Here is a 21,270-nt window from a genome sequence, read left to right on the forward strand (position 1 = left end):
CCGGCTATCCGGAGCCGCAACCGACGCCGTCAAAAAAGCACCAGCACATGCCCGATGCCAAGACACCACACGAACCTCAGAACAACCCGCGCAAGAAACCCACCCGACAGTCGTCCTGAGATTCAACCGACAGCGACAGGTAGCCGTGCCAGGTAGTCGGTCAGCGAAAATCCCACCAGCATCGCCAACCAGATGAAGCCGATCATGGCTACGACACGCACAAAGGGATGGCTTTCGCGTATACGCATGAAGTACACCATCACGATCAGCATCTTGAGCAGGGAAATCCCCAAGGCTACGACGGTGTTGAAGGCGCCCAGCGGCAGCAACGCGAAGGCCGCGGTTGCAACAAGCAGGATAAACAGCGCTATCAAGGCGCCCCAATGACTGCGCAGCGTGGATGGCGGCGAGCTCACCCTGCCCGCCCCACCAGGTAAAGCAGCGGATACACGAATATCCATACGATATCCACGAGATGCCAGTATAGGGCTGTGACTTCCACCGGCGCGTAATAGTCGCGATCGAAAGCGCCATGCGCGGTCATCCGGGCCAAGCGCGCAAGCAGGACCACCCCGATCGCTACGTGCAGGCTATGAAAACCCGTGATGGCGTAGTACAGGCAAAAGAACAATGCCATCGCCACGGGCGGATGGCCTGCCGGGTCGTACCGTAGCGCCGGAATCAGGCCCTGCTTGTATTCGTCATGATATTCAATGCCATGCAGTAGCAGGAATGCACAACCGAGTGAAGCCGTCCCCATCAACAGCCAAACCGCTGACCGGCGAGCGCCGAGCTGCACACTACGTACGGCCAAAGCTGCCAGGCAACTGCTGAACAACAACACCGCAGTGTCGAGCGTGCCCATCGCAAAATCGGTTTGCCGGCTGCCTGCCGCAAACGCCTCAGGAAAACGAATGCGACAAATCGCGTAACCGGCGAACAAAACGCCAAAGAACAGTATCTCGGTAGCCAGAAAAACCCACATACCCAGTACGGAGGCACCACGCTGTTGTTCGATATCGTCGAATGCATCGGCACGCGCGGCTACGGATGAAGCGGACATTTCCGTCATGACCTGTACTCGTAGGGGCCTTCGGTAACCACCGGCGACAAGGCGAAATTGGTGGTCGGCGGCGGCGACGGCACGGTCCACTCCAGTCCCGTCGCGTTCCAGGGATTGGCCTCTGCCCGGCGCCCCTGCCGCAGCGACCACGCCAGATAACAAAGCGGCATCAGATAAGCGATGGCGAGCAACGAGGCGCCGGCAGAGGATAAGACATTAAGCCATTGATAGGGCTCAGGATACGCATGATAACGACGCGGCATACCGAGGTAGCCCAGCAGATACTGCGGAAAGAACGTCATATTGAAGCCAAAGAACATGAGCAAGGCTGCAAACCGTGCCGGACCTTCCGGATAGAGCCGCCCGGTTATCTTCGGCCACCAGAAATGGACACCGCCCAGGTAGGCCATGACCGTACCGCCGACCATGATGTAGTGGAAATGCGCGACTACGAAGTAGGTGTCGGTCAAGTTTACGTCCAGTGCAGTCGCAGCGAGGAACAAGCCAGTCAATCCGCCAAGCATGAACAGACCGACAAAACCCAGGGCGTAAATCATCGGCGCACGAAAATCGATATCGCCTTTGTAGAGCGTAGCCACCCAATTGAAAACCTTGATCGCCGATGGAACGGCCACGATAAAGCTCAGGATGGAGAACACGATGCCCGCATACATCGACTGTCCCGAAACGAACATATGGTGTCCCCAGACCATGAACCCGATGATCGCGATGGCAAGCATCGACCAGGCCATGAACTTGTATCCAAAGATGCGCCGACGCACGCTGCAGGTAATGAGCTCGCTGGTCACCCCCATCGCCGGCAATACCATGATGTACACGGCGGGATGCGAGTAAAACCAGAAAAAGTGCTGAAACAATAGCGGATCGCCACCGAGCGCCGGGTCGAAAATACCTATGCCGAACAGCCGCTCCAATGCAATCAGCGCCAACGTCATCGCCAGCACCGGCGTAGCAAGCACCATCACCAGACTGGTGGCATACATGGCCCACACAAACAGCGGCAAGCGAAACCAGAACATTCCCGGCGCGCGCATGGTATGGACGGTCACGATGAAATTGAGACCGGTAAGGATCGATGAAAACCCCACGACAAAGACGCCGACGACGGCCAGGATCACATGCGAGTTGGAAAACATGGTCGAGAACGGCGTATAGAACGTCCAGCCCGTGTCCACCCCGCCCAGCAACAAGGCACCGATGGTGAACAAGCCGCCGCCTACATAGAGATACCAGCTGAATAAATTCAGCCGGGGGAAAGCGACATCGCGAGCCCCGATCATCAGCGGCAAAAGAAAGTTGCCCAGCGTCGCCGGAATCGAGGGGATCAGGAAGAACCAGACCATCACTACCCCGTGAAAGGTGAAAGCTTTGTTGTAGGTTTCGGCGCTCATCAAGCTGCCAGCCGGGGTCAGTAGATTGAGCCGGATCAGTGCCGCCGCTACCGCGCCAAGCAGAAAAAAGAACGTGATGCCCACGCCATACAGGAGGGCGATACGTTTGTGATCGTGCGTCGCCAGCCAGCCCGACAATCCGGGCCTACCTTCCGTAAGATAGCTGCCACCGGCCAATGGCCGCGCCAGGATGCCGCTGGCATCAGGGTTGCTCATGGGAAGGCCCTCCGTCGCTGGACTTGAGAAAAGCCATGAGCGCGAGCACATCCTCCTCATCGATATGTCCCTGGTAACTGGGCATGATGGGCGCGTAACCGGCCACAACCTCACGGGCTGGCAGCATGATCGAATCATGCAGGTAGCGATCGTCCGCTATGACATGCGAACCGTCCGACAAGGCCACCGTGCTGCCGTAGAGCGCGCTCAAATCCGGGGCGTGCACCGACGATTGACTCCCATGGCAACCGCTGCAACCGAGTTGACGGAAAAGCTGGCTGCCGCGCGACGCCAGGCTTTGTACCGCGTGGGCTCGCAACCAGCGGGCGTACTCCGCCGGTGGAAGGACATCGACTTCGCCGCGCATCGTCGCATGATCGGAGCCACAATACTCCGCACAGTACAAATCGAATCGCCCGGTCTCCGTTGCCGTAAACCACAACTGCGTATAACGTCCCGGCAGCACGTCCTGCTTTACGCGGAACGCCGGCACGTAGAAACTGTGAATCACATCCTCCGATGTCATCAACAACCGTATCGGCTCGCCTAGCGGTACATGCAGAGCATTGATTTCGCGCTGACCATTCGCATGTTGTGTCTTCCACATCCACTGCTTCGCCACTACATAAACCGTCTGCGCATCGCTCGGCGGGGTCTGCAGACGCCTCCATAAGCCGATGCTCCAGGCAAACAAGCCGACAAACAAGCCGAATGGAATCAGTGTCCAGGCCAGCTCGATACCGAATTCATGCTGCCCGGCGCCATGGCGATCGGCCGCGCTGCCGCGGCGATAGCGAATGCATAGCACGGTCATCGCAACGAAGACGCCTGCAGCCACGACCGCACTCAAGGCGAGCATCGCGTCGAACAATGCATCGATGCCCGGCGCGACCGAGGATGCTTGCCGCAGCGGCGTCATGTCCGCCTGCTCCGTAGCAGCCATGCCAGCACGCCCAGCAATAACGCGAGGAAGGCCATGCCTGCGACACGCATCGTCTTGCCGATCAGCAACGAATAGCGTCCCGTGGATGGGTCATAGCCGCAGCACAGCAGCACCAGGCGGTCAGTCAAGCTTCCCAGCTGCCCGCGCGATGCTTCCACCAACGCCAGATGCAGCGTCCGAGGCGGATAATCGACTCCCATCATGTACTGAGCGATGCGCCCTTGCGGCGTGACCACGACAAGGCCGGCGGGATGGACGTATTGCCCGAGCCGGGCTTCGTAGAAATAGCGAAAGCCGACAGCAGCCGCGAGCTGCGAGACACCTTCGCCCGTTAAAAATGCCCACCGCGACACATTCGCGTCGGGCGTGCGGAGAGCCCATTGCCGCATGGCATGGCGTGCCGCCTCAGGATCGTCATGCGGGTCGACACTGGCGAAGATAACCTGCATATCTTGTCCCGGCCGATCGCCGGACGCCGCTATGCCATGCGCCAAGTTCTGCAGAACGGTATCGCACAGGTTCGGGCAATCGAAATATCCAAGCGCCAGAATGGCAGGCCGCCCATGGAGAACTGCCCGCAATGGTACCGTTCGCCCTTGCGCATCGATCACGGCAAGTTCCATCGGCAGCGAAGCACCGAGTCTTTGATCGTAACCTGCCAATCGATCCAGTTCCTTCGGCGGCGACGTCGCGGCAAGAAAGACCCACAAGCACAGCCATGCAAGTCCGAGGCGTCCGATAGCGGCGCCCCACCTCATGGCTCGCCCACCTCGTCCTTATGTGCAGCGCGAGAAGCTGCAATCTCCATCGCGCGTTCGACCGGTACTTCTGCCATACGATGTTCCCGGTCCAACCAACGATATTCTTCCAGACGCGCACGCTGCGTCGCTTGTATACGGGCACGATCTTGCAACGCATGGGCTTGCAGCTTCGGGCCAGGAGGCGATGTCGGCACGGGCAACGCCTCGGGCGCCACGTGTCGCCAAAGCAGGTACATCAGGGCAACGACACCGATCACGCATACTGCCAGTCGCAGGGACCAACGGTAGAGAGCGGTGACATCTACGCGATGCGGTTCGTGGCGCAGGCCCGGCATCATTCGCTCGACCTCCATGATCGCTGTCGCCAGGCGGCGTGTCCCAGCATGGCGCCCGCGCATACGCCGATCCAGGCAAGCGGATCGACCAGGCCGAGCGTCATGCCCTGCGGATGCACATCGGGCAGGATCAACCAGAACCCATAGAGCGCCTGCAACACCGCCAGCGCGCCGGCCAGTCGCGCCAGTGCGCGCGGATTGCACTTGAACGCGCTGAACAGCAACAAGACGATAGGCACAAAGTTCAGAATGACTATGCCCGTGCCCAGCCAGCGCCACGATGTCGTCAATCGGGGTAGATACCAGACTGTATCGGCTGGCAGATCGGCAATCCACGCTGTGAGGAAATCCACGAATCCCAGATAGGCCCACCCTAGTAAGGCCACCAGAAGCAAGCTGCCCAAGTCCCGGCTGAGTGTCGGCGGACAACGTGTGTCGTTGCAACGGGCATCCCGCACTATGGCGAACGCGAGCGCAATCAACCATTGCGCGCTCAGTACGGTCACGCCGAGCGCCGTGCTGTGCCAACCTCTGACTTGCGACATGATCCAGTCGGTCGCCCACAGCGAGACTGTCACTGTCATCATCACCAAGCCGGCAGCGGCGAAACCTGGCCAAGGCCTCGAAGCATCGCGTAAACGACCGAGGATGCCTCGCATCCACACTAGCCAGCATGCGAAACACACCAGTGTACGTGCATAGAAAAACGGCAGATTCAGGTAAAAAAATGGCCAATCCTTTCCTGCATTCTGTCGCGCCCAGGGGAAAATAGACGGTGCTGCGATCAGCAAAGGCAATGCAAGCAACAAAGCTGCAGGCAAGTACAACGCACCACTGACAAACGCAGGCTGCAGCCGCCGTCCCCATGCGCCGCCGGTCAGCGCGTGCACCATGAGCAATGACAAGCTACCCAAGGCAATGCCCAGTATCGGCATCCACGCCACCAGGTAAGCGAGCCAGGCGCGCCGCGCATCGCCGCGCCCGACGACATAAAGTGCAGCGAACGATAAGCCCGCAACGGTCGCCCAACCTGCCCGCCATCTCCGCACCGTCATCGCCCGCCCCCTGGGGAGCCGGGAGCCAGACGATCCAGGGCTGCACGATCGCGGCTATCCAGTTGATCGGCAGGCATTCGACGGCTCTGCTGCAAGGCGCGCACATAAGCCACGATCGCCCAGCGATCCTGCGTGTCGATGCGATCGCGGTACGGATACATCACACCATAGCCATTCGTGATGGCATCGAAAATCTGCACATCCGGCGCATCGCGCAAGCGTTGCAGGTCATAGCTGGGCGGCGCTGGGAAACCCCGTTGCGCCACAAGACCATCGCCGTCGCCCGCCAGACCGTGACATGGCGCGCAGTAGATTTCGTAACGCTCTTGCCCCCGTCGCATCAGGGCCAGCGTTATCGCTGGCCTCGCAACAGTTGCCTGAGTCTTGCCCAGAAGGCCGCCGGAACTTTGCGCCAGACCTCCGGCTGCATATGCCACCGTGCCGACCGGCGGTCTGCGCGCCGCGCTATGGTCGGCAAATAGCTGACTGGCCGATCCAGGACGAAAACGTGGCTGATCGTACATGTCGTGCATGCCGCGCTCGCACCCCGCCAGCAAGCCCAACGGCAGCAGCCACAGAGCGCGCTTCACGGATGCACCTCGATTATGCTTTCCGCGCCGCAGCCGACAAGACAAGCCGCAATCTCGTCGACCGGGCGGCGGTCCCGAACAAGCAAGGCAAAACGGTCCTGGCTGACCCGCGCGAAAGCTTCGACATCGAAAACCGGATGATGCAGACGCGGCAGGCCGTTGCCGACAAACATGCCGATCACACCCGCCACGGCAGCGGCAAGCAAGCCGACTTCGAATGCAGCGGGCAGAAAGGCCGGCCAACTGGCCAGCGGACGACCGCCGACATGCACGGGATAATCCACGACGGCGGAGTAGTACTGCAGCGCCAACATGCCAAGCATCGCGGCGGCGCCCGCAATCAGCATGACGCAGGGCAGACGTGACCGCGGAAAAGGCAGGCTTTCGTCCAACTCTTCGACCGCAAACGGGGTATAAGCTTCGACGTTCCGGCAACCCGCATCGCTGACGGCGCGAATAGCCGCGCGCAGGCTCTCTGGACTGTCGAAGATTGCCATGACGCCATAGCGTTCGAGGCCGCTCATGCGCTCCGCCTCGTCAGACGATGTGCCAGCTTTCGCAGCTCCACCATGGACAATAGCGGCAGCACGCGCACGAACGTCATCAGCAACAGAAAGAACAAACCGATCGAGCCGAACAGGAACACCAGGTCCCACAATGTGGGATAAAACAAACCCGCACTCGACGGGAGGAAGTCATGGAACAGGCTGTTGACGATCAACAGAAAACGTTCGAACCACATGCCGAGCAGAACCAGGATTCCCACGGCCCACAACGCCCAAGGCGTGTTTCTCACCCGCTCGAACCACAACGGCTGAATAGCCACGACATTGCATGCCATGGTGATCCAATACACCCACGCATACGGCCCATGGAACTTGGCCATTGCGCCAGCGATGGCATAGGGATCCTGCCCATACCAATCGTCGAACAGTTCCATGGCATAGCTGTAATCGATGACCAAGCCAGCAGCCAGCATCATCTTTGCCAAGTGGTCGAGATGGATGAGCCGTATATAGGCGTCCAGCCGGTACCAGCGCCTCAGCGGGATAATAAGAACAAGAACCATGGCAAAGCCGGAAAACAGTGCTCCGGCGACGAAGAACGGGGGAAAAAGCGCCGAGTGCCAACCGGGTAGCAGCCCTTCGGAAAAATCCAGCGCCACCATGCTGTGCACGGAAAAAACCAACGGCACGGCAAGGCCAGCCAGCAGCAGGCTCAAGGTTTCATGGCGCTGCCAATGCCTCACCTCACCCCGCCACCCCATCGCCAGCAATCCATAGAAAACCTGCTGCCAGCGACGACTCGCGCGATCGCGCAGGGTCGCCATATCCGGCAGCAGCCCCACATACCAATAAAGCAGAGAAACGATCAAGTAAGCGACGATGGCAAAGAAATCCCATAACAGCGAACTACGCCACTGCGGCCAGAGATCCATGCGATTTGGGTACGGTGCAAGCCAGTAAAAAAACCAAGGTCGACCCAGGTGGAAAATCGGAAACAAGCCAGAAATCGACACCGCAAACACCGTCATCGTTTCGGCATAACGATTGAGCGGCGCACGCCAGGGCTGTCGCGCCAGGTGAAGCGCAGCGGAAATAAAGGTTCCCGCCATACCGATGGCGATCCACCAGACGTAATTGGCGATGTCGAACGCCCAGGCGACAGGAATATTGTTTCCCCAGATGCCTATGCCCGTCGAAAGAAGGTGGACGATGCCTGCGACGAACAGCCCCGTAAAAAGAAGCGCCAGGGCGAAGCCGGTCATCCATAGCCGTCCTGGCGCCCGGCGGAGCACAAGGTCGCTGACATCAGCGGAAATACGCGCCGGTGAAGCACCCCTGGGCAGGAGAGACGTCTTCATCACGCATCCTCGCCCAAATCGGGATGTCGATTGCGTACGCGTGCGAGATAAGTGGTGCGCGGGCGCGTATTGAGTTCGGCCAGCAGGGTGTAATGTCGTTGCGACATCCGCGTCCGCCTGACTTTACTTCCGCTGTCCTTTAGATTGCCGAATTGGATGGCGCGCGTCGGGCACGCCGCCTGGCAGGCTGTCACGACTTCACCATCGGCAATGGCTCTATTTTCGCGGTCAGCCTGGATATGGGCCTTTTCGATCCGCTGAATGCAGTAAGTACACTTCTCCATAACGCCGCGGTTGCGCACAGTCACGTCCGGATTGCGCTGCCCTTTGAGCGATTCGGTCGTCAGGTCCGCATACTGGAGGAAATTGAAGCGGCGCACCTTGTAAGGGCAGTTGTTGGAGCAAAAGCGTGTGCCGACGCAGCGGTTGTAGACCTGCACATTCAGGCCATCGCTATCGTGAACGGTAGCGCCTACCGGACAGACCAGTTCGCAAGGCGCATGTTCGCAATGCATGCACGGGACAGGTTGATGGACTGTCTCCGGCGCGTCGGGCGAGCCGGCGTAGTATCGATCGACGCGGATCCAATGCATGGCATGGCCGCGCCGCACCTCGTCCGCTCCGACGACAGGAATGTTATTTTCCGCCTGGCAGGCTACCGTGCAACCTTTGCAGCCGATACAGGCATTCAGATCGATGGTCATGCCCCAGGCATAGTCGCCGGACTGCGTAGCTTCATAGAGACTGGGCGGCGTCGGCGCGCTCTCCATCGCGGCGCCTGCCAATAGCGCGGTCAACGAAGAGGAACGCACGGACTCGCTTCCTTCCATGCGATCGTGCGATTGTGTAGATGCAAGATCTACATGCCCGTCGGCTCGCACCAGTTCGAGACCGGCGGCCATCCAGAGGGCATCTTGCGTACGCAGGATATAGGCGCTGGCGCCGACTTCCGAGCCGACGCGGCCGGCAAGAGTGCGGCCGTATCCCAAATGTACGGTGATGTCGCTCTCGGCCTGACCCGGCATCACCCACACCGGAAGGGTAAGCGCTCGCCCGCGCACCTTCAGTGTTACCAGATCGCCAGTATTCAAGCCGCGTCGGGCAGCCAACGCAGGGCTGACGAGCGCCGCATTCCCCCAAGTCAGCTGAGTCAGTGGGCGTGGACACTCCTGCAGCCAGCCATTATTGGCATAGGTTCCATCGTGCAGAAAAGGATCTGGTCGCCAGAGCAAAACAAGCTCCGTCGCTTGCCCCTGTCGCAGTGGCCAAGACCGAAGAACCTCGTCTGCCGGGACAGGTAAATCCGGCTCATCGCTTTCCATCTCGGGAAGAACTCCCGCACGTAGCGCCGCTATCCACGCAGTGTCGTCCAGTGCTTTCCACTGGTTGCGCACGATCGCCTGTCCACGCTGCTCGATATCGCCCAGAAGCAACGCAAGCAACTCATGCGGCGAACGGGTGTCATATAACGGTGCAATCAAAGGTTGCGCAATGCTTCGGCTGCCGTCACAGGACTGAGCATCGGACCAGCATTCCAGCGGGTGCGAGGCTGGCAAGTGCCACTCGCAGATATGCGCCGTCTCATCGCGATACAGGCCGTAATGCACCGTATGGCGTATTTTGGCGAACGACGCCGAAACGTCGAGATCGGCTGGCGCATCGTAGACTGGATTGGCCTGCAGGATGAACAATGTTTCGACCTGTCCCGCTCGCGCGTCGCGGCAGAGCTCGGCCAGGCCCGGCAACGCGTCATCGATCGAAATATATACGACGGTTTTTCCGGCGTTATCCAGCCAAGCATTCACCAGATGGGCCAATGCGTGTACATGTGGCGGTTGGCATGCACCAACGACGACAAGGCCTCGACCGCGATGCGCCTGCAGGTCTCGGGCAAGCGCGGCGATACGAGCATGTGAAAGACCGCTGGGCGTGAGAGTCGGCAGACCTTTCATGCCAAGGGCAACAGCTACCTCGACGAGTACGTCGCCGATGCGAGCGGAGCTTATCGCCCAGCGATGATCCGCCATCGTCCCGGTAGCCGATGGCGTGCCTTCGACAACATAGAGGCGATTCATCGTGCCGCGCTCCGGATCGCGCCGCTGCGCAAATCCCCAGGCATAAGCGAGATGCGCCGGTCCTCCGTCCAGCAGGTCGGCTTCGAGCGACAAGACGACATCCGCCTTCTCCAGGCGATAACGGCACCGATAAGGCCTGCCGAACGCCTGCTGTGCGCCGGCCAATGCCTGGCGATCGTCGATAGCCTCGTGCACGTGCCATTTCGCGCCGGGAAACCGCTGCAGCCACGCCTTACGTTGTGCCTGGAGCGTCGGCGACCGTATCGATCCGCTCAGTATGCGCAGCCCAGCGCCGTGCGATGCAAAGCGCGACCGCCATTGACCGACGTCGGCGGCAAACGCGTCCCAGGTACCGATGTCGCCAAGCCGGCGGGGCGTCATCGAACGATCCGGGTCCCACAGGTCCAAAATCGCTGCCTGCAGCTGCGGGCCTGTCGCACCGGCGCTCGCGGGGTGCTGCGGATTGCCTTCGATCTTGGTGGGGCGTCCCTGATGGGTTTGCACCAGCACGCCGACGGCTTCGCCAGCCATGCACAGCGTCGTCGCATAAAAAATCGCGTCTGCATCGGGCTGCCCTTCCGGCATGCGCAGCCACGGCACGATGCTGTCTTCGGGCGGCCTTCCACAACCGGTGAGGCCGGCCATCGCCAGCGAGGCTCCCAGCAACTTGAGAAAACCACGGCGATCCATGCTGGCCACCTGCGACCAAGCCGGCATGGTCGAGGCCACATGCTCCCTGAAAGAGGCATCGGCGGCCAAGTCCTCCAGCGCACGCCAATAGCGATGCCCTCGCTGCCCGGCAAGGCGCGCCCGCCAAGGCGCCCAGGAATCGTCATTCATCGATGACATATCGAGCAATCCATCAGCTTGCGTCGATCGATACGATAGGTTTCCACCAAGGCGTCACCCAACGCACGCGTGTCATGCGGTGCCCACGCCATATCGAAGACGTGCTCGCGAGGCCTCAATTGAAGCGAAGGGTCACGATGGCAATCCAGGCACCACGCCATGGAAAGCGGTTGCGTTCGGCGCATCAGGGGCATGCGATCCACGCGACCGTGGCAACTGGCACAACCGACACCTTTTGCAACATGAATGGAATGATCGAAATAGACAAAATCCGGCAGTTGATTGACTCGACGCCACGCCAAGGGCACACCGCTCTGCCAAGCGTCTATCAGAGGTCTGAGCATGGGCTGATCGGAGAAGAGCTGCGAGTGACAAGTCATGCACGTGGCAATCGACGGCATGCCCGCATAGGCCGAGGTCTCCACCGATGCGTGGCAATAGCGACAATCGATTCCGATATCGCCCACATGATGCTTGTGGCTGAAAGGTACCGGCTGATCCACTGTTTCATTCATACCATTCGGCTCGGCAGTCATGGCTCGCCAGGCAATGACGCCCGACACGACCAGAACCAGCAACGCGAGCAAGACAAGCTGGAGGTACAATCCAGCCCGCCTGGAAAAGACCTGGGCCATTGACGCACGATTCGGCTCTACAGATCGCTTACCTTAAATTCGACGCGGTGAACGCCAAGTACAGTATGAATGTCGTGCACGCGAAATCGGAGGCGCGTGTCTACATACCGTTCACGCTTGCTTGGCTGGATAGGGATATCGCTCAAGCAGGCTGGCCAGATGAAAGCAATGCCTTGCAAGCGTCTGGATGGTGCCGCTCACCTTCTCAGGCGTCTGTGGCAGGTCGATATAGTTCTTGCTGCCCATGGCTTCGCCGACCCAGTACGCAGGACTGCCGGCGGGAATCGAGAAGCCGACGTCAGCCAACGCCTGGTAGAGCTCGGCACTGACATGGTGCGCGCCATCTTCGTTGCCTACGACAGCGACCGCTGCGACTTTACCGAACGTCGGATAACGACCGTCCTCCTGCACTTCTCCGAGCACCGCATCCAGGCGCTCCAGCGCGCGTTTTGCCAGGCTGCTTGGCTGCCCCAACCATATCGGCGTGCCGATCACCAGGATCTGCGCATCGTAGATCTGCCGACGGATGCCGGGCCACGCATCGCCCGGGCCTTCATCGGCACGCACGCCGGGCTTGATGTCGTAATCGGCCAGGCGAATGGACACCGACTCGACACCATGGTTCTGTAGCGCTCCGAGTACTTCGTCCAGCAGCTTTTGGGTAGACGATCGTTCGGGAGACGCCTTGAGCGTGCAATTCAGCGCAACAGCCTTCAGGGACATCGGTAAAGCCTCATGCGTGATGGCACATGGCAGTGTGTACGCGCCTCAGCCTTTGCGGAGTGAATATGGACCTCGAGCCATGTGAATAAAAAAGGGCGAGCAATGATCCGCCGGCCTATAACGCAGCGGCGAGACGCATCGCATGGCGGGCCATCGCGTGGTTTTCCTGCGACGGCAGGACGTGTATATCCACCAACGGAAAACATGGCCGAAGCAGAGCGGTAACGCGGTCGCGGGTAGGCGCATGATGCTCGCCGATGCCTCCGGTGAAAATCAGCGTATCCAACCCACCCAGGACGACCGCGAATGCTGCAGACCAGCGTGCGATATCCCGTGCAAAATGTTCCACGGCGAGTTCTGCCAGTGGCTTAGCGCCGTTACGCATAAGTTCGCGTATATCGGCGCTTTCGTTCGACAGACCCCGTAAGCCCGACTCGCGCTCCAGGCCGTGCTCCAGCTCGTCCAGCCCCATGCCATGCTTACGCATCAGAAAAAGCAGGATACCTGGATCGATATCTCCTGAGCGCGTTCCCATCATGAAGCCACCTGCGGGCGTCATTCCCATGCTCGTATCGACTGACCGTCCATCCTGCAGCGCAGTAAGGCTCGCGCCACCCCCCAGATGCGCTATCACCAGGCGCGACGGCACATCGTTCAGCTGATGCAGAATCGATTCGCAAGATAGGCCATGGAATCCGAAACGCTCGATCCCGAGCGCGCGCCACGCGTAAGGTAGCGGGAAAAATCGCGACAAGTCCGGCAAGGGATAATGAAATGCCGTGTCCAGGCAGGCCACTTGACGTGCGCGCGGGAACGCTTCCTGGGCGCGCCGAATCCATCGAAGGGCGGCCGGGACATGCAGCGGCGCGAAGTCTGCAGCCGCCTCGATTCTTTCCACGACTTGGCGATCGATCAGGCAATGGTCGCGCAACCACGGCCCACCATGCACGATCCGATGAGCAACGACATCGAATGTCCCCAGATCGTGCAACGACGGCACATCGTGCCATGGGCTCGCCTCGCCATCCGCCATAACGCCTTCTGCGAGCAAGCGAGGTTCCTTGCCGATATCGGCGTAAGCACCGAACTTCAGGGATGACGAGCCCACGTTCAGGACCAGGAGCTTCATGCGCCTTTCCATCGCCAGTGAAGAACTTCCGGCAAATCGATGCCATGTTCGCTGACGTACAATCGATGGCGTTGAATATTCGCCCCATACCACTGCTCGGCCTCTTCACGACGACCGGCCATCTTCGGCACACGCCGAATGACATCGAGGGCCAGCTGAAACCTGTCGAGGTTGTTCAGCACCATCATGTCAAAGGGAGTCGTTGTGGTGCCCTCCTCCTTGTAGCCCCGCACATGCAGATTGCCGTGATTGCGCCTGCGATAAGTCAGACGGTGGATCAACCCGGGATAACCATGGAAAGCGAAAATGATGGGCTTGTCCCTGGTAAACAGGCGGTCGAACTGATCGTCGTCCATGCCATGAGGATGTTCCTCCGAAGGCTGCAGTGACAGCAAATCGACGACATTGACCACGCGCGCACGCAATTCCGGCGCGAAATCGCGCAACAGCATGACGGCAGCAAGAGTCTCGACTGTCGGTGCATCGCCCGCGCAAGCCATCACTACGTCGGGGTCGCCCTGATCGTCGCTTGCCCACGGCCAGATACCGGCACCTGCGGTGCAATGGGCAATAGCCGATTCGATATCCAGCCACTGCCAGCCCGGCTGCTTGCCGGCCACGATCAGGTTGACCAGATGCCTGCTGCGCAGGCAATGATCGGTTACCGCTAAGAGACAATTGGCGTCCGGCGGCAAGTAGATTCGTACCACCTCGGCTTTCTTGTTGGCCACATGATCGATGAACCCAGGATCCTGATGCGAAAATCCATTGTGATCCTGGTGCCACACGTGCGAGCTCAACAGGTAATTGAGCGATGCCAACGGCGCACGCCAGGGCAGGCCACGGGTCACTTTCAGCCATTTGGCGTGCTGGTTGAACATCGAATCGACGATATGGATGAAAGCTTCATAGCAGTTGAATAACCCATGTCGCCCGGTAAGCAGATAACCTTCCAGCCACCCCTGACATTGATGTTCACTGAGCACTTCCATGACTCGCCCTTCGGGCGCAAGGTGCTCGTCGGTAGCGAGCCTTTCTGCCATCCACGTTTTTGCGCTGGCACTGTAAACGGCATCCAGCCGGTTCGACGCCGTCTCATCGGGACCGAACAGCCTGAAGTGGGCTGGATCGATATTCAAGGCCATTACTTCGCGCAACCAATATCCTAATTGGCGGGTCGCTTCGGCTTTGACAGCCCCAGGAGCGTTCAACGATAGAGCGGACTGGCGCAGATCGGGCATGCGCAGCGGCTTGAGTAACTGCCCTCCGTTCGCATGAGGATTGGCGCTCATGCGGCGTTGTCCCATAGGCGCCAGGTTGGCCAGCTCTTCGATGAAGCCACCGTGCGCATCGAACAAAGCTTCAGGCCGGTAGCTACGCATCCAGTGTTCGAGCAGGGCAAGATGACCGGGCTTGTCCATGTCCGCCAGTGGAACCTGGTGTGCCCGCCACGTTCCTTCGACAGGCGATCCGTCAACGGACACGGGGCCTGTCCATCCCTTCGGGGAACGCAAGACAATCATGGGCCAGCGGGGAAGCGACGGTACCTTTCCTTTTCGCGCCTCGCGCTGAAGCCGGCGAATACGGGTCAGGCAAGTATCCAGTGCGGCAGCGAAGGCCCTGTGCATAGCCGTTGGATCGTTTCCTTCGACGAAAATCGGCTCATACCCGTAACCCAGCATCAGTTGCTTCAGTGCACGATCGCCGATGCGAGCCAGCACCGTCGGGTTGGCGATTTTGTAGCCATTGAGATGGAGAATAGGGATCACCGCGCCATCGCGAGCAGGGTTGAGAAACTTATTGGAATGCCACGCCGTGGCCAGGGCGCCGGTTTCCGCTTCCCCGTCCCCGACGATACAGGCAACGATAAGCTCGGGGTTATCGAAAGCCGCACCGTAAGCGTGAGACAAGGAATAACCCAGCTCGCCGCCTTCATGAATCGACCCAGGTGTTTCAGGCGCCGCATGGCTGGGTATGCCATAAGGCCAGGAGAACTGACGAAACAACTGACGCATGCCTTCGCGATTACGCTCGATATGCGGATATATCTCGGTGTAAGAGCCTTCCAGATAACTATTGGCGACCAGGCCCGGCCCGCCGTGACCGGGCCCTGCAATGTAGATCATGTCCAGGTCGTGCTGGCAAATCAGACGGTTGAGATGGACGTAAATAAAATTCAGCCCTGCCGTCGTGCCCCAATGCCCAAGTAAACGCTTCTTCACGTGGTCGAGCGTCAAAGGCTCTTCCAGCAATGGATTGTCGCGCAGGTAGATCTGACCGACCGTCAGATAGTTGGCGGCGTTCCAATAACGCTGCATCCTGTCCAGAAGAGCTGGCTCTAGCGAGAACATGAAGAGGCATGACCTTGTCGTCGACGCACTCGAGCATGCTCCATCGCATGTGCAATTGCCGTCGCTGCCTCGCCCGCTTTCACCGAATTCAATCCATTATTGATCTTCGATTGATACCTTCGAGCGTATTTTGGATCGTGTTCCCTCGACGTCGCACTTGGCGCACTCGCGTCGCGCCGCGATGGAACATTTACCCAAATCAGGCTAAGTGGAGAATGACATGGCTAATAGCAAACGCGGTTTCGGCTCGATGGATGACGACAAGCAGCGTGAGATCGCTGCCAAAGGCGGTCGCTCTGGCGGAGGCGATCATGCGTCACACGAACAACACGTGCAGGCCGGAAAAAAGGGCGGCGGCGATCACGCCAGTCACGAACAGCATGTAAAGGCTGGGCAACAAAGCCACAAGAACCGCTAAGTTACTTGGCTGGTCCGGACAGCCGGCGACATGCAAACGTGTGTCGCCGGCGACCTGCTCACCTACTGTGCCGGTTGGCCATTGGAAGCCGAGACACCGCCGTCGACAGGCAAATTGACACCATTGACAAAACTCGCATCGTCGCTGGCAAGAAAAGCGATGACTGCCGCAATCTCTTCCGGTTCGCACACCCTGCCCAATGGAATACGTTCGCGAAATTTAGCCACAAGTTGTTCATCCTTGAGCATGTCACGTGTCATACCGGTTCGAGTGAGGCTTGGACACACCGAATTGACGCGCACGCCTTGTGGACCCAGATCGAGTGCCAGCGCCCGGGTCAGGTTGACCACGCCACCCTTTGCCGCATTGTAGGGACTCATTTGCCAATCGCCGCCCGTGCCTGAAACAGAGGCTGTATTGACGATGCACCCACCGCTACTGATCAAATGCTCCGTCGCGGCACGACACCCGTAGAAGACGCCATCGAGGTCGGTGCCCATCACTCGCCGCCACTGATCGTCGGTAATTTCATCCGGCGATCCGGTTTCTGCCACACCCGCATTGTTAACCAGTACGTCAAGCTTGCCATAGCGCTTGACAGCGGCTTCCACCAACTCTCTGACTTGCTTGGGATCGGACACATCCACTCGGTACGTCCAGACGCGCTCGCTGGAGCGGCTGTCATCGGATAGTTCTATCTCTTGCCGGTCGGCCATGACTACTGTCGCGCCCTCATCGAGGAAACGACGTGCGGCCGCGGCGCCGATGCCCGAGGCCGCACCGGTCACCAAGACGACCTTCTTGTCGAAGCGCTGCATGTTATTGACTCCACGGATGAGCGAAAGAGGAGTATCGATTACCACCCACCGCGATGACGTGAAACCGAACGCAACCGAGAGGGAACGACTTCTCCGATTCGCATTGCCGCCGGCTTCACCGCTAGCCGACCGTCCTCGGCGCAGCCTTTACCGCTCTTCATAACTGCACAGCGAGCGCAACCATGAGCGAGAAAGTCGGGGATTTCATCCTGCATCGACTGACCGAATGGGGCATCAAGCGGATCTTCGGTTATCCAGGCGATGGCATTAACGGCCTCATGGGCGCGATGGGTCGCGCAGCGGATCGTTTCGACTATATCCGCGTGAGACATGAGGAAATGGCTGCGTTCATGGCTGGCGGCCATGCCAAATTTACCGGCGAAGTCGGTGTATGCATGGCAACCTCAGGGCCGGGTGCCATCCATCTCCTCAATGGACTATACGACGCCAAGCTCGATCATGTACCCGTACTGGCGATTGTCGGGCAACAGGCGCGTACGGCGCTTGGCAGCGACTATCAACAGGAAGTCGATTTGCAGGCGCTGTTCAAAGATCTGGCTGCTTATGTCGAGACTATCGTGGTTCCTGCTCAAGCGCGTCACGTCATCGATCGCGCCATGAGAATCGCTGCGGCAGAGCGCGCCGTATGTTGTGTCATCGTTCCCAACGATATCCAGGAAATGGAATCCGCCGCCAGCCCTCCGCGCACCCATGGCAACGTGTTGTCCGGCGTGGGCTATGCCATACCGCACCCCGTGCCCGACGATCAGGAAATCGACCGCGCCGCAGATATTCTCAATGCAGGGGAGCGCGTGGCAATTCTGGTTGGCGCCGGTGCACTGCAGGCGGGCGACGATGTGGCAGCTGTCGCGGAACGCCTTGGTGCTGGCGTTGCCAAGGCACTATTGGGAAAAGCGGCCCTGCCCGATGACCTGCCCTACGTAACCGGGTCGATCGGCCTGCTAGGCACTCGACCGAGCTGGGAGCTGATGGATAACTGCGACACGCTATTGATGGTAGGCACCACATTCCCGTACACCGAATTCCTTCCTGCCGACGGTCAGGCGCGTGCCGTGCAGATCGATATCGCGCCGCGCAACGTATCGATGCGCTATCCGACGGAAGTCAATCTCATCGGCGACAGCGGCGAAGTTCTGCGTCGCCTGCTGCCTAAGCTTAAGGCACGTGCACGGCCGGACTGGCGCGAACGCATCGAGTTGAATATCCGCAAGTGGTGGCGTTCCCTGGAGGGCAAAGCGATGGAGCCTGCCAATCCGATCAATCCGCAGCGTATCTTCTGGGAGCTTTCATCCGCCCTGCCCGACGATGTGATTGTTTGCGGCGACTGCGGCTCGCATACCAACTGGTACGCGCGCGACGTGAAGTTGCGTCGCGGCATGATGGCATCGCTCTCGGGAAAGCTCGCGACGATGGGTAGCGGCGTACCGTACGCCATTGCCGCTAAAATGGCACATCCGGATCGCCCCGTCCTGGCCATCGTCGGCGACGGTGCCATGCAGATGAATGGCAACGCTGAACTCGTTACCGTCAAACAGTACTGGCGTCGCTGGAAGCATCCTGGCTTCGTGGTGCTAGTAGTAGCCAATCACGATCTCAATCAGGTGACCTGGGAGCAACGCGCACTCGCTGGCGACCCGAAATTCGAACCCGCACAGAATGTCGAAGATTTCCCCTATGCCAAGTACGGCGAGCTGCTGGGGTTCAAGGGCATACGTGTCGAAAGGCCGGAGGATATTGCACGCGCCTGGCGCGAAGCGTTCGCTTGCGACCGGCCGGTGGTGCTGGAGATCCTGGCCGATCCCAATGTGCCGCCGCTACCACCGCATATCACCTGGTCACAAGCACAAGCATATCTGACCGCGCTTTATAAAGGCGATCCGGATGAGCGGGCTGTGATTCGGCAGACTCTACGCGAAGTGTTTTCGGCGTGGCTGCCTGGATGACCATGGCATTTAAGCGTCTCCTGACGAAAGCTGTCACTCGTATGCCGCCCGCATAGCCCTATTCCTGACAGATACAGGCCGAAGGAGATGGGTTGTATTCACTCCGAAGGCACGTTGTATTGCCGGCATAAGGACATGTCCTGGCGTACGTTCGGTAATGCAATCTTCTGCGGGTTCCTGCCTGGAGTGCTACATGAGAGCCGTCGTCTATAACGGTCCGCGCGACGTAAGCGTGGAGAATGTACCCGATGCACGCATCGAAAAGCCCACGGATGCTCTGGTACGCATCACAACAACCAATATCTGCGGCTCGGACCTTCACATGTACGATGGGCGCACGGACGTAAAGCCCGGGCAGGTGCTCGGTCACGAGAACATGGGTGAGGTCATCGAGACAGGCCCGGCCGTGGATCGGGTGAAAGTCGGCGATTTTGTCTGCCTGCCATTCAATGTCGCCTGCGGTTTCTGCGAAAACTGCGAACGCGGACTTACCGGGTTCTGTCTCACTGTCAATCCAGGCAAAGCCGGCGGCGCTTATGGTTATGCTGGCATGGGACCTTATCGTGGCGGCCAGGCCGAGCTGCTTCGTGTGCCGTATGCAGACTTCAATTGCCTGGTTCTTCCCGAAAGCGCGCGAGATAACCAGAACGATTATGTGATGCTGTCTGACATTCTGCCTACGGGCTATCACGCTACCGAACTGGCAGGCGTCCTGCCCGGCGAGACTGTGGTTATCTACGGTGCCGGCCCCGTAGGCCTGCTGGCCGCGCATTCGGCATTGATTAAAGGTGCGGCCAAAGTACTGGTTGTCGATTCTATCGCCGAACGTCTTGCGCTCGCCGAGCAGATCGGTGCCATTGGCATCGATGACACAGAGAATACAGGCGCAGAACAGGTCCTGGAGTTAACGGACGGCGGCGCCGATCGTGGATGTGAGTGCGTTGGCTATCAGTGCTTTAACTGCGAAGGCCACGAAGTCCCCAACCTCACCATGAACAATCTGGTCAAGGCCGTAAAGCCCACCGGCGTTATCGGCGTCGTGGGCGTATTCATGCCCAACGATCCGGGAGCTGCCGATGAGCTTGCCAAACAAGGCAAGATTGCTTTTGACTTCGGTCAATTCTTTACCAAAGGCCAACGCATTGGTACGGGGCAAGCCAACGTAAAAGCCTATAACCGGCGACTGGCAAAGCTCATCGAAACAGGTAAAGCCAAGCCCTCTTTCATCGTGTCCCACGAACTGCCGCTCGAACAGGCGCCGGAGGGCTATCGGCGTTTCGATGCCAGGGAAAAGGGTTGGACGAAAGTGGTCCTTAAACCCTGAGCGCATGGATTGCTGTCTGACAGGTAAGTTGACATGCCACGCCGACTGCCGCCCGCAGATACGCCGCTAGCCAAACCTGTAGACTCGATGCCGGTTGGAACGCTGCGGGAACTCAAAACGCTAGCCGCCGATTGCCGCGCCTGTCCACTGTGGCGAAAAGCTACGCAGACGGTGTTCGGCGAAGGACGGGCTCGGGCCAAGATCATGCTCATCGGCGAACAACCAGGCTCACAAGAAGATATCCAAGGTCGCCCCTTTGTCGGTCCGGCAGGACGATTGCTCGACAAAGCCATGGAGGAGGCTGGCTTGGCGCGAAATGCGGTCTACCTGACTAATACCGTCAAGCACTTCAAGTTCGAGCAGCGTGGCAAGGCGCGCTTGCACCAGCGCGCCAATGCCACCGAACAGACAGCATGTCGCCCGTGGTTGGCAGCCGAATTAGCGCGCGTCCGACCTGAGCGAGTCGTCGCGTTAGGCTTGATGGCCGCTCAAACCCTTTTTGGCAATGCATTCCGCATGGGGCGCGACCGCGGCCAATGGCATACATTGAAGCATGGCGTTCAAGGCCTGGCGACCTGGCATCCTTCCGCAATCCTGCGTTTACGTCGGGCCGAAGAACGCGACCGGGCCTTTGCCGAGCTCGTCGCAGACTTGAAATGCACAGTTCGTCGTGAAGATAGACACTAGGGATGGGATCCGTGCGCACCTTGCATAGTTGAATGTCGCCGCCCGTTCCAGCCTTTAC

Annotated in this window: 20 protein-coding genes; 4 read left to right on the top strand and 16 right to left on the bottom strand. The window is 59.4% G+C overall.

Features of this window, described 5'->3' with window-relative positions:
- Positions 1-122: 122 nt before the first annotated feature.
- The 15 genes from VIM98_RS09380 to VIM98_RS09450 all read right to left on the bottom strand — a co-directional run bounded on the left by VIM98_RS09380 (position 123) and on the right by VIM98_RS09450 (position 15,968).
- Positions 123-416: a cytochrome C oxidase subunit IV family protein gene (locus VIM98_RS09380; protein ID WP_331992835.1), complete on the bottom strand. Its 294-nt coding sequence runs from the start codon at positions 414-416 to the stop codon at positions 123-125.
- Entirely contained in the window at positions 413-1,072 is a 660-nt protein-coding gene (locus VIM98_RS09385) for a cytochrome c oxidase subunit 3 family protein (RefSeq protein ID WP_331992836.1), read from the bottom strand. Before VIM98_RS09385 ends, VIM98_RS09380 begins: the two co-directional genes overlap by 4 nt.
- Positions 1,069-2,691: a cytochrome c oxidase subunit I gene (locus tag VIM98_RS09390; RefSeq protein ID WP_331992837.1), complete on the bottom strand. Its 1,623-nt coding sequence runs from the start codon at positions 2,689-2,691 to the stop codon at positions 1,069-1,071. The genes VIM98_RS09385 and VIM98_RS09390 overlap by 4 nt, the downstream gene beginning before the upstream one ends.
- Positions 2,678-3,634, bottom strand: coding sequence for a cytochrome c oxidase subunit II (coxB, locus tag VIM98_RS09395; protein ID WP_331992838.1), 957 nt, complete (start codon positions 3,632-3,634; stop codon positions 2,678-2,680). The genes VIM98_RS09390 and coxB overlap by 14 nt, the downstream gene beginning before the upstream one ends.
- Entirely contained in the window at positions 3,607-4,392 is a 786-nt protein-coding gene (locus VIM98_RS09400; protein ID WP_331992839.1) for an SCO family protein, read from the bottom strand. The genes coxB and VIM98_RS09400 overlap by 28 nt, the downstream gene beginning before the upstream one ends.
- Positions 4,389-4,733 carry a hypothetical protein gene (locus VIM98_RS09405; protein ID WP_331992840.1) on the bottom strand — a complete coding sequence of 115 codons (345 nt, stop codon included), beginning with the start codon at positions 4,731-4,733 and terminating at the stop codon, positions 4,389-4,391. The genes VIM98_RS09400 and VIM98_RS09405 overlap by 4 nt, the downstream gene beginning before the upstream one ends.
- The gene (locus VIM98_RS09410) at positions 4,730-5,785 is read right to left on the bottom strand and encodes a hypothetical protein (RefSeq protein WP_331992841.1); all 1,056 of its coding nucleotides are present in this window, start codon (positions 5,783-5,785) and stop codon (positions 4,730-4,732) included. Before VIM98_RS09410 ends, VIM98_RS09405 begins: the two co-directional genes overlap by 4 nt.
- Positions 5,782-6,375, bottom strand: coding sequence for a cytochrome c (locus VIM98_RS09415; RefSeq protein ID WP_331992842.1), 594 nt, complete (start codon positions 6,373-6,375; stop codon positions 5,782-5,784). The genes VIM98_RS09410 and VIM98_RS09415 overlap by 4 nt, the downstream gene beginning before the upstream one ends.
- Positions 6,372-6,899 (bottom strand): DUF3341 domain-containing protein, encoded by a 528-nt coding sequence (locus tag VIM98_RS09420; protein WP_331992843.1) that lies wholly within the window; start codon positions 6,897-6,899, stop codon positions 6,372-6,374. The genes VIM98_RS09415 and VIM98_RS09420 overlap by 4 nt, the downstream gene beginning before the upstream one ends.
- Positions 6,896-8,239, bottom strand: a complete 1,344-nt coding sequence (gene nrfD / locus VIM98_RS09425; RefSeq protein ID WP_331992844.1) for an NrfD/PsrC family molybdoenzyme membrane anchor subunit — start codon at positions 8,237-8,239, stop codon at positions 6,896-6,898. Before nrfD ends, VIM98_RS09420 begins: the two co-directional genes overlap by 4 nt.
- Entirely contained in the window at positions 8,239-11,163 is a 2,925-nt protein-coding gene (locus VIM98_RS09430) for a TAT-variant-translocated molybdopterin oxidoreductase (RefSeq protein WP_331992845.1), read from the bottom strand. The genes nrfD and VIM98_RS09430 overlap by 1 nt, the downstream gene beginning before the upstream one ends.
- The gene (locus tag VIM98_RS09435; RefSeq protein WP_331992846.1) at positions 11,151-11,768 is read right to left on the bottom strand and encodes a cytochrome c3 family protein; all 618 of its coding nucleotides are present in this window, start codon (positions 11,766-11,768) and stop codon (positions 11,151-11,153) included. Before VIM98_RS09435 ends, VIM98_RS09430 begins: the two co-directional genes overlap by 13 nt.
- 141 nt (positions 11,769-11,909) lie before the next feature.
- The gene (locus VIM98_RS09440; RefSeq protein WP_331992847.1) at positions 11,910-12,521 is read right to left on the bottom strand and encodes a flavodoxin family protein; all 612 of its coding nucleotides are present in this window, start codon (positions 12,519-12,521) and stop codon (positions 11,910-11,912) included.
- 115 nt (positions 12,522-12,636) lie between these two features.
- Positions 12,637-13,650: an acetate/propionate family kinase gene (locus VIM98_RS09445; protein WP_331992848.1), complete on the bottom strand. Its 1,014-nt coding sequence runs from the start codon at positions 13,648-13,650 to the stop codon at positions 12,637-12,639.
- Positions 13,647-15,968 carry a phosphoketolase family protein gene (locus VIM98_RS09450; protein WP_414650206.1) on the bottom strand — a complete coding sequence of 774 codons (2,322 nt, stop codon included), beginning with the start codon at positions 15,966-15,968 and terminating at the stop codon, positions 13,647-13,649. Before VIM98_RS09450 ends, VIM98_RS09445 begins: the two co-directional genes overlap by 4 nt.
- A 253-nt stretch (positions 15,969-16,221) precedes the next feature.
- Between VIM98_RS09450 and VIM98_RS09455 the strand changes: the two genes are divergently transcribed.
- Positions 16,222-16,419, top strand: a complete 198-nt coding sequence (locus VIM98_RS09455) for a KGG domain-containing protein (RefSeq protein ID WP_331992849.1) — start codon at positions 16,222-16,224, stop codon at positions 16,417-16,419.
- 62 nt (positions 16,420-16,481) lie between these two features.
- Here the strand turns inward: VIM98_RS09455 and VIM98_RS09460 are convergent, their stop codons facing one another.
- The gene (locus VIM98_RS09460; protein ID WP_331992850.1) at positions 16,482-17,237 is read right to left on the bottom strand and encodes an SDR family oxidoreductase; all 756 of its coding nucleotides are present in this window, start codon (positions 17,235-17,237) and stop codon (positions 16,482-16,484) included.
- Between the two features lie 182 nt (positions 17,238-17,419).
- Here VIM98_RS09460 and VIM98_RS09465 point away from each other — a divergent pair, with 182 nt between their 5' ends.
- From VIM98_RS09465 to VIM98_RS09475, 3 genes are all read left to right on the top strand, one after another.
- Positions 17,420-19,201: a thiamine pyrophosphate-requiring protein gene (locus tag VIM98_RS09465; RefSeq protein ID WP_331992851.1), complete on the top strand. Its 1,782-nt coding sequence runs from the start codon at positions 17,420-17,422 to the stop codon at positions 19,199-19,201.
- Positions 19,202-19,394: 193 nt separating this feature from the next.
- On the top strand, positions 19,395-20,525 hold the full coding sequence (locus VIM98_RS09470) for a glutathione-independent formaldehyde dehydrogenase (RefSeq protein WP_331992852.1): 1,131 nt from the start codon (positions 19,395-19,397) through the stop codon (positions 20,523-20,525).
- A gap of 33 nt (positions 20,526-20,558) precedes the next feature.
- The gene (locus tag VIM98_RS09475) at positions 20,559-21,212 is read left to right on the top strand and encodes a UdgX family uracil-DNA binding protein (RefSeq protein ID WP_331992853.1); all 654 of its coding nucleotides are present in this window, start codon (positions 20,559-20,561) and stop codon (positions 21,210-21,212) included.
- The last annotated feature ends 58 nt before the right edge of the window (positions 21,213-21,270 follow it).

It is taken from the genome of Dyella sp. (genome assembly GCF_036568765.1).
Taxonomy (GTDB): Bacteria; Pseudomonadota; Gammaproteobacteria; order Xanthomonadales; family Rhodanobacteraceae; genus GSA-30.

What these genes read in the sequence shown, in the direction of transcription:
- VIM98_RS09420 (WP_331992843.1), bottom strand. Translation starts at nt 6,899, where the DNA reads ATGAGCGGCCTCGAACGCTATGGCGTCATGGCAATCTTCGACAGTCCA.
- coxB (WP_331992838.1), bottom strand. Translation starts at nt 3,634, where the DNA reads ATGGCTGCTACGGAGCAGGCGGACATGACGCCGCTGCGGCAAGCATCC.
- VIM98_RS09385 (WP_331992836.1), bottom strand. Translation starts at nt 1,072, where the DNA reads ATGACGGAAATGTCCGCTTCATCCGTAGCCGCGCGTGCCGATGCATTC.
- VIM98_RS09465 (WP_331992851.1), top strand. Translation starts at nt 17,420, where the DNA reads ATGAGCGAGAAAGTCGGGGATTTCATCCTGCATCGACTGACCGAATGG.
- VIM98_RS09390 (WP_331992837.1), bottom strand. Translation starts at nt 2,691, where the DNA reads ATGAGCAACCCTGATGCCAGCGGCATCCTGGCGCGGCCATTGGCCGGT.
- VIM98_RS09460 (WP_331992850.1), bottom strand. Translation starts at nt 17,237, where the DNA reads ATGCAGCGCTTCGACAAGAAGGTCGTCTTGGTGACCGGTGCGGCCTCG.
- VIM98_RS09430 (WP_331992845.1), bottom strand. Translation starts at nt 11,163, where the DNA reads ATGTCATCGATGAATGACGATTCCTGGGCGCCTTGGCGGGCGCGCCTT.
- VIM98_RS09440 (WP_331992847.1), bottom strand. Translation starts at nt 12,521, where the DNA reads ATGTCCCTGAAGGCTGTTGCGCTGAATTGCACGCTCAAGGCGTCTCCC.
- VIM98_RS09450 (WP_414650206.1), bottom strand. Translation starts at nt 15,968, where the DNA reads ATGCAGCGTTATTGGAACGCCGCCAACTATCTGACGGTCGGTCAGATC.
- VIM98_RS09475 (WP_331992853.1), top strand. Translation starts at nt 20,559, where the DNA reads ATGCCACGCCGACTGCCGCCCGCAGATACGCCGCTAGCCAAACCTGTA.
- VIM98_RS09400 (WP_331992839.1), bottom strand. Translation starts at nt 4,392, where the DNA reads ATGAGGTGGGGCGCCGCTATCGGACGCCTCGGACTTGCATGGCTGTGC.
- nrfD (WP_331992844.1), bottom strand. Translation starts at nt 8,239, where the DNA reads ATGAAGACGTCTCTCCTGCCCAGGGGTGCTTCACCGGCGCGTATTTCC.
- VIM98_RS09455 (WP_331992849.1), top strand. Translation starts at nt 16,222, where the DNA reads ATGGCTAATAGCAAACGCGGTTTCGGCTCGATGGATGACGACAAGCAG.
- VIM98_RS09405 (WP_331992840.1), bottom strand. Translation starts at nt 4,733, where the DNA reads ATGATGCCGGGCCTGCGCCACGAACCGCATCGCGTAGATGTCACCGCT.
- VIM98_RS09410 (WP_331992841.1), bottom strand. Translation starts at nt 5,785, where the DNA reads ATGACGGTGCGGAGATGGCGGGCAGGTTGGGCGACCGTTGCGGGCTTA.
- VIM98_RS09470 (WP_331992852.1), top strand. Translation starts at nt 19,395, where the DNA reads ATGAGAGCCGTCGTCTATAACGGTCCGCGCGACGTAAGCGTGGAGAAT.
- VIM98_RS09445 (WP_331992848.1), bottom strand. Translation starts at nt 13,650, where the DNA reads ATGAAGCTCCTGGTCCTGAACGTGGGCTCGTCATCCCTGAAGTTCGGT.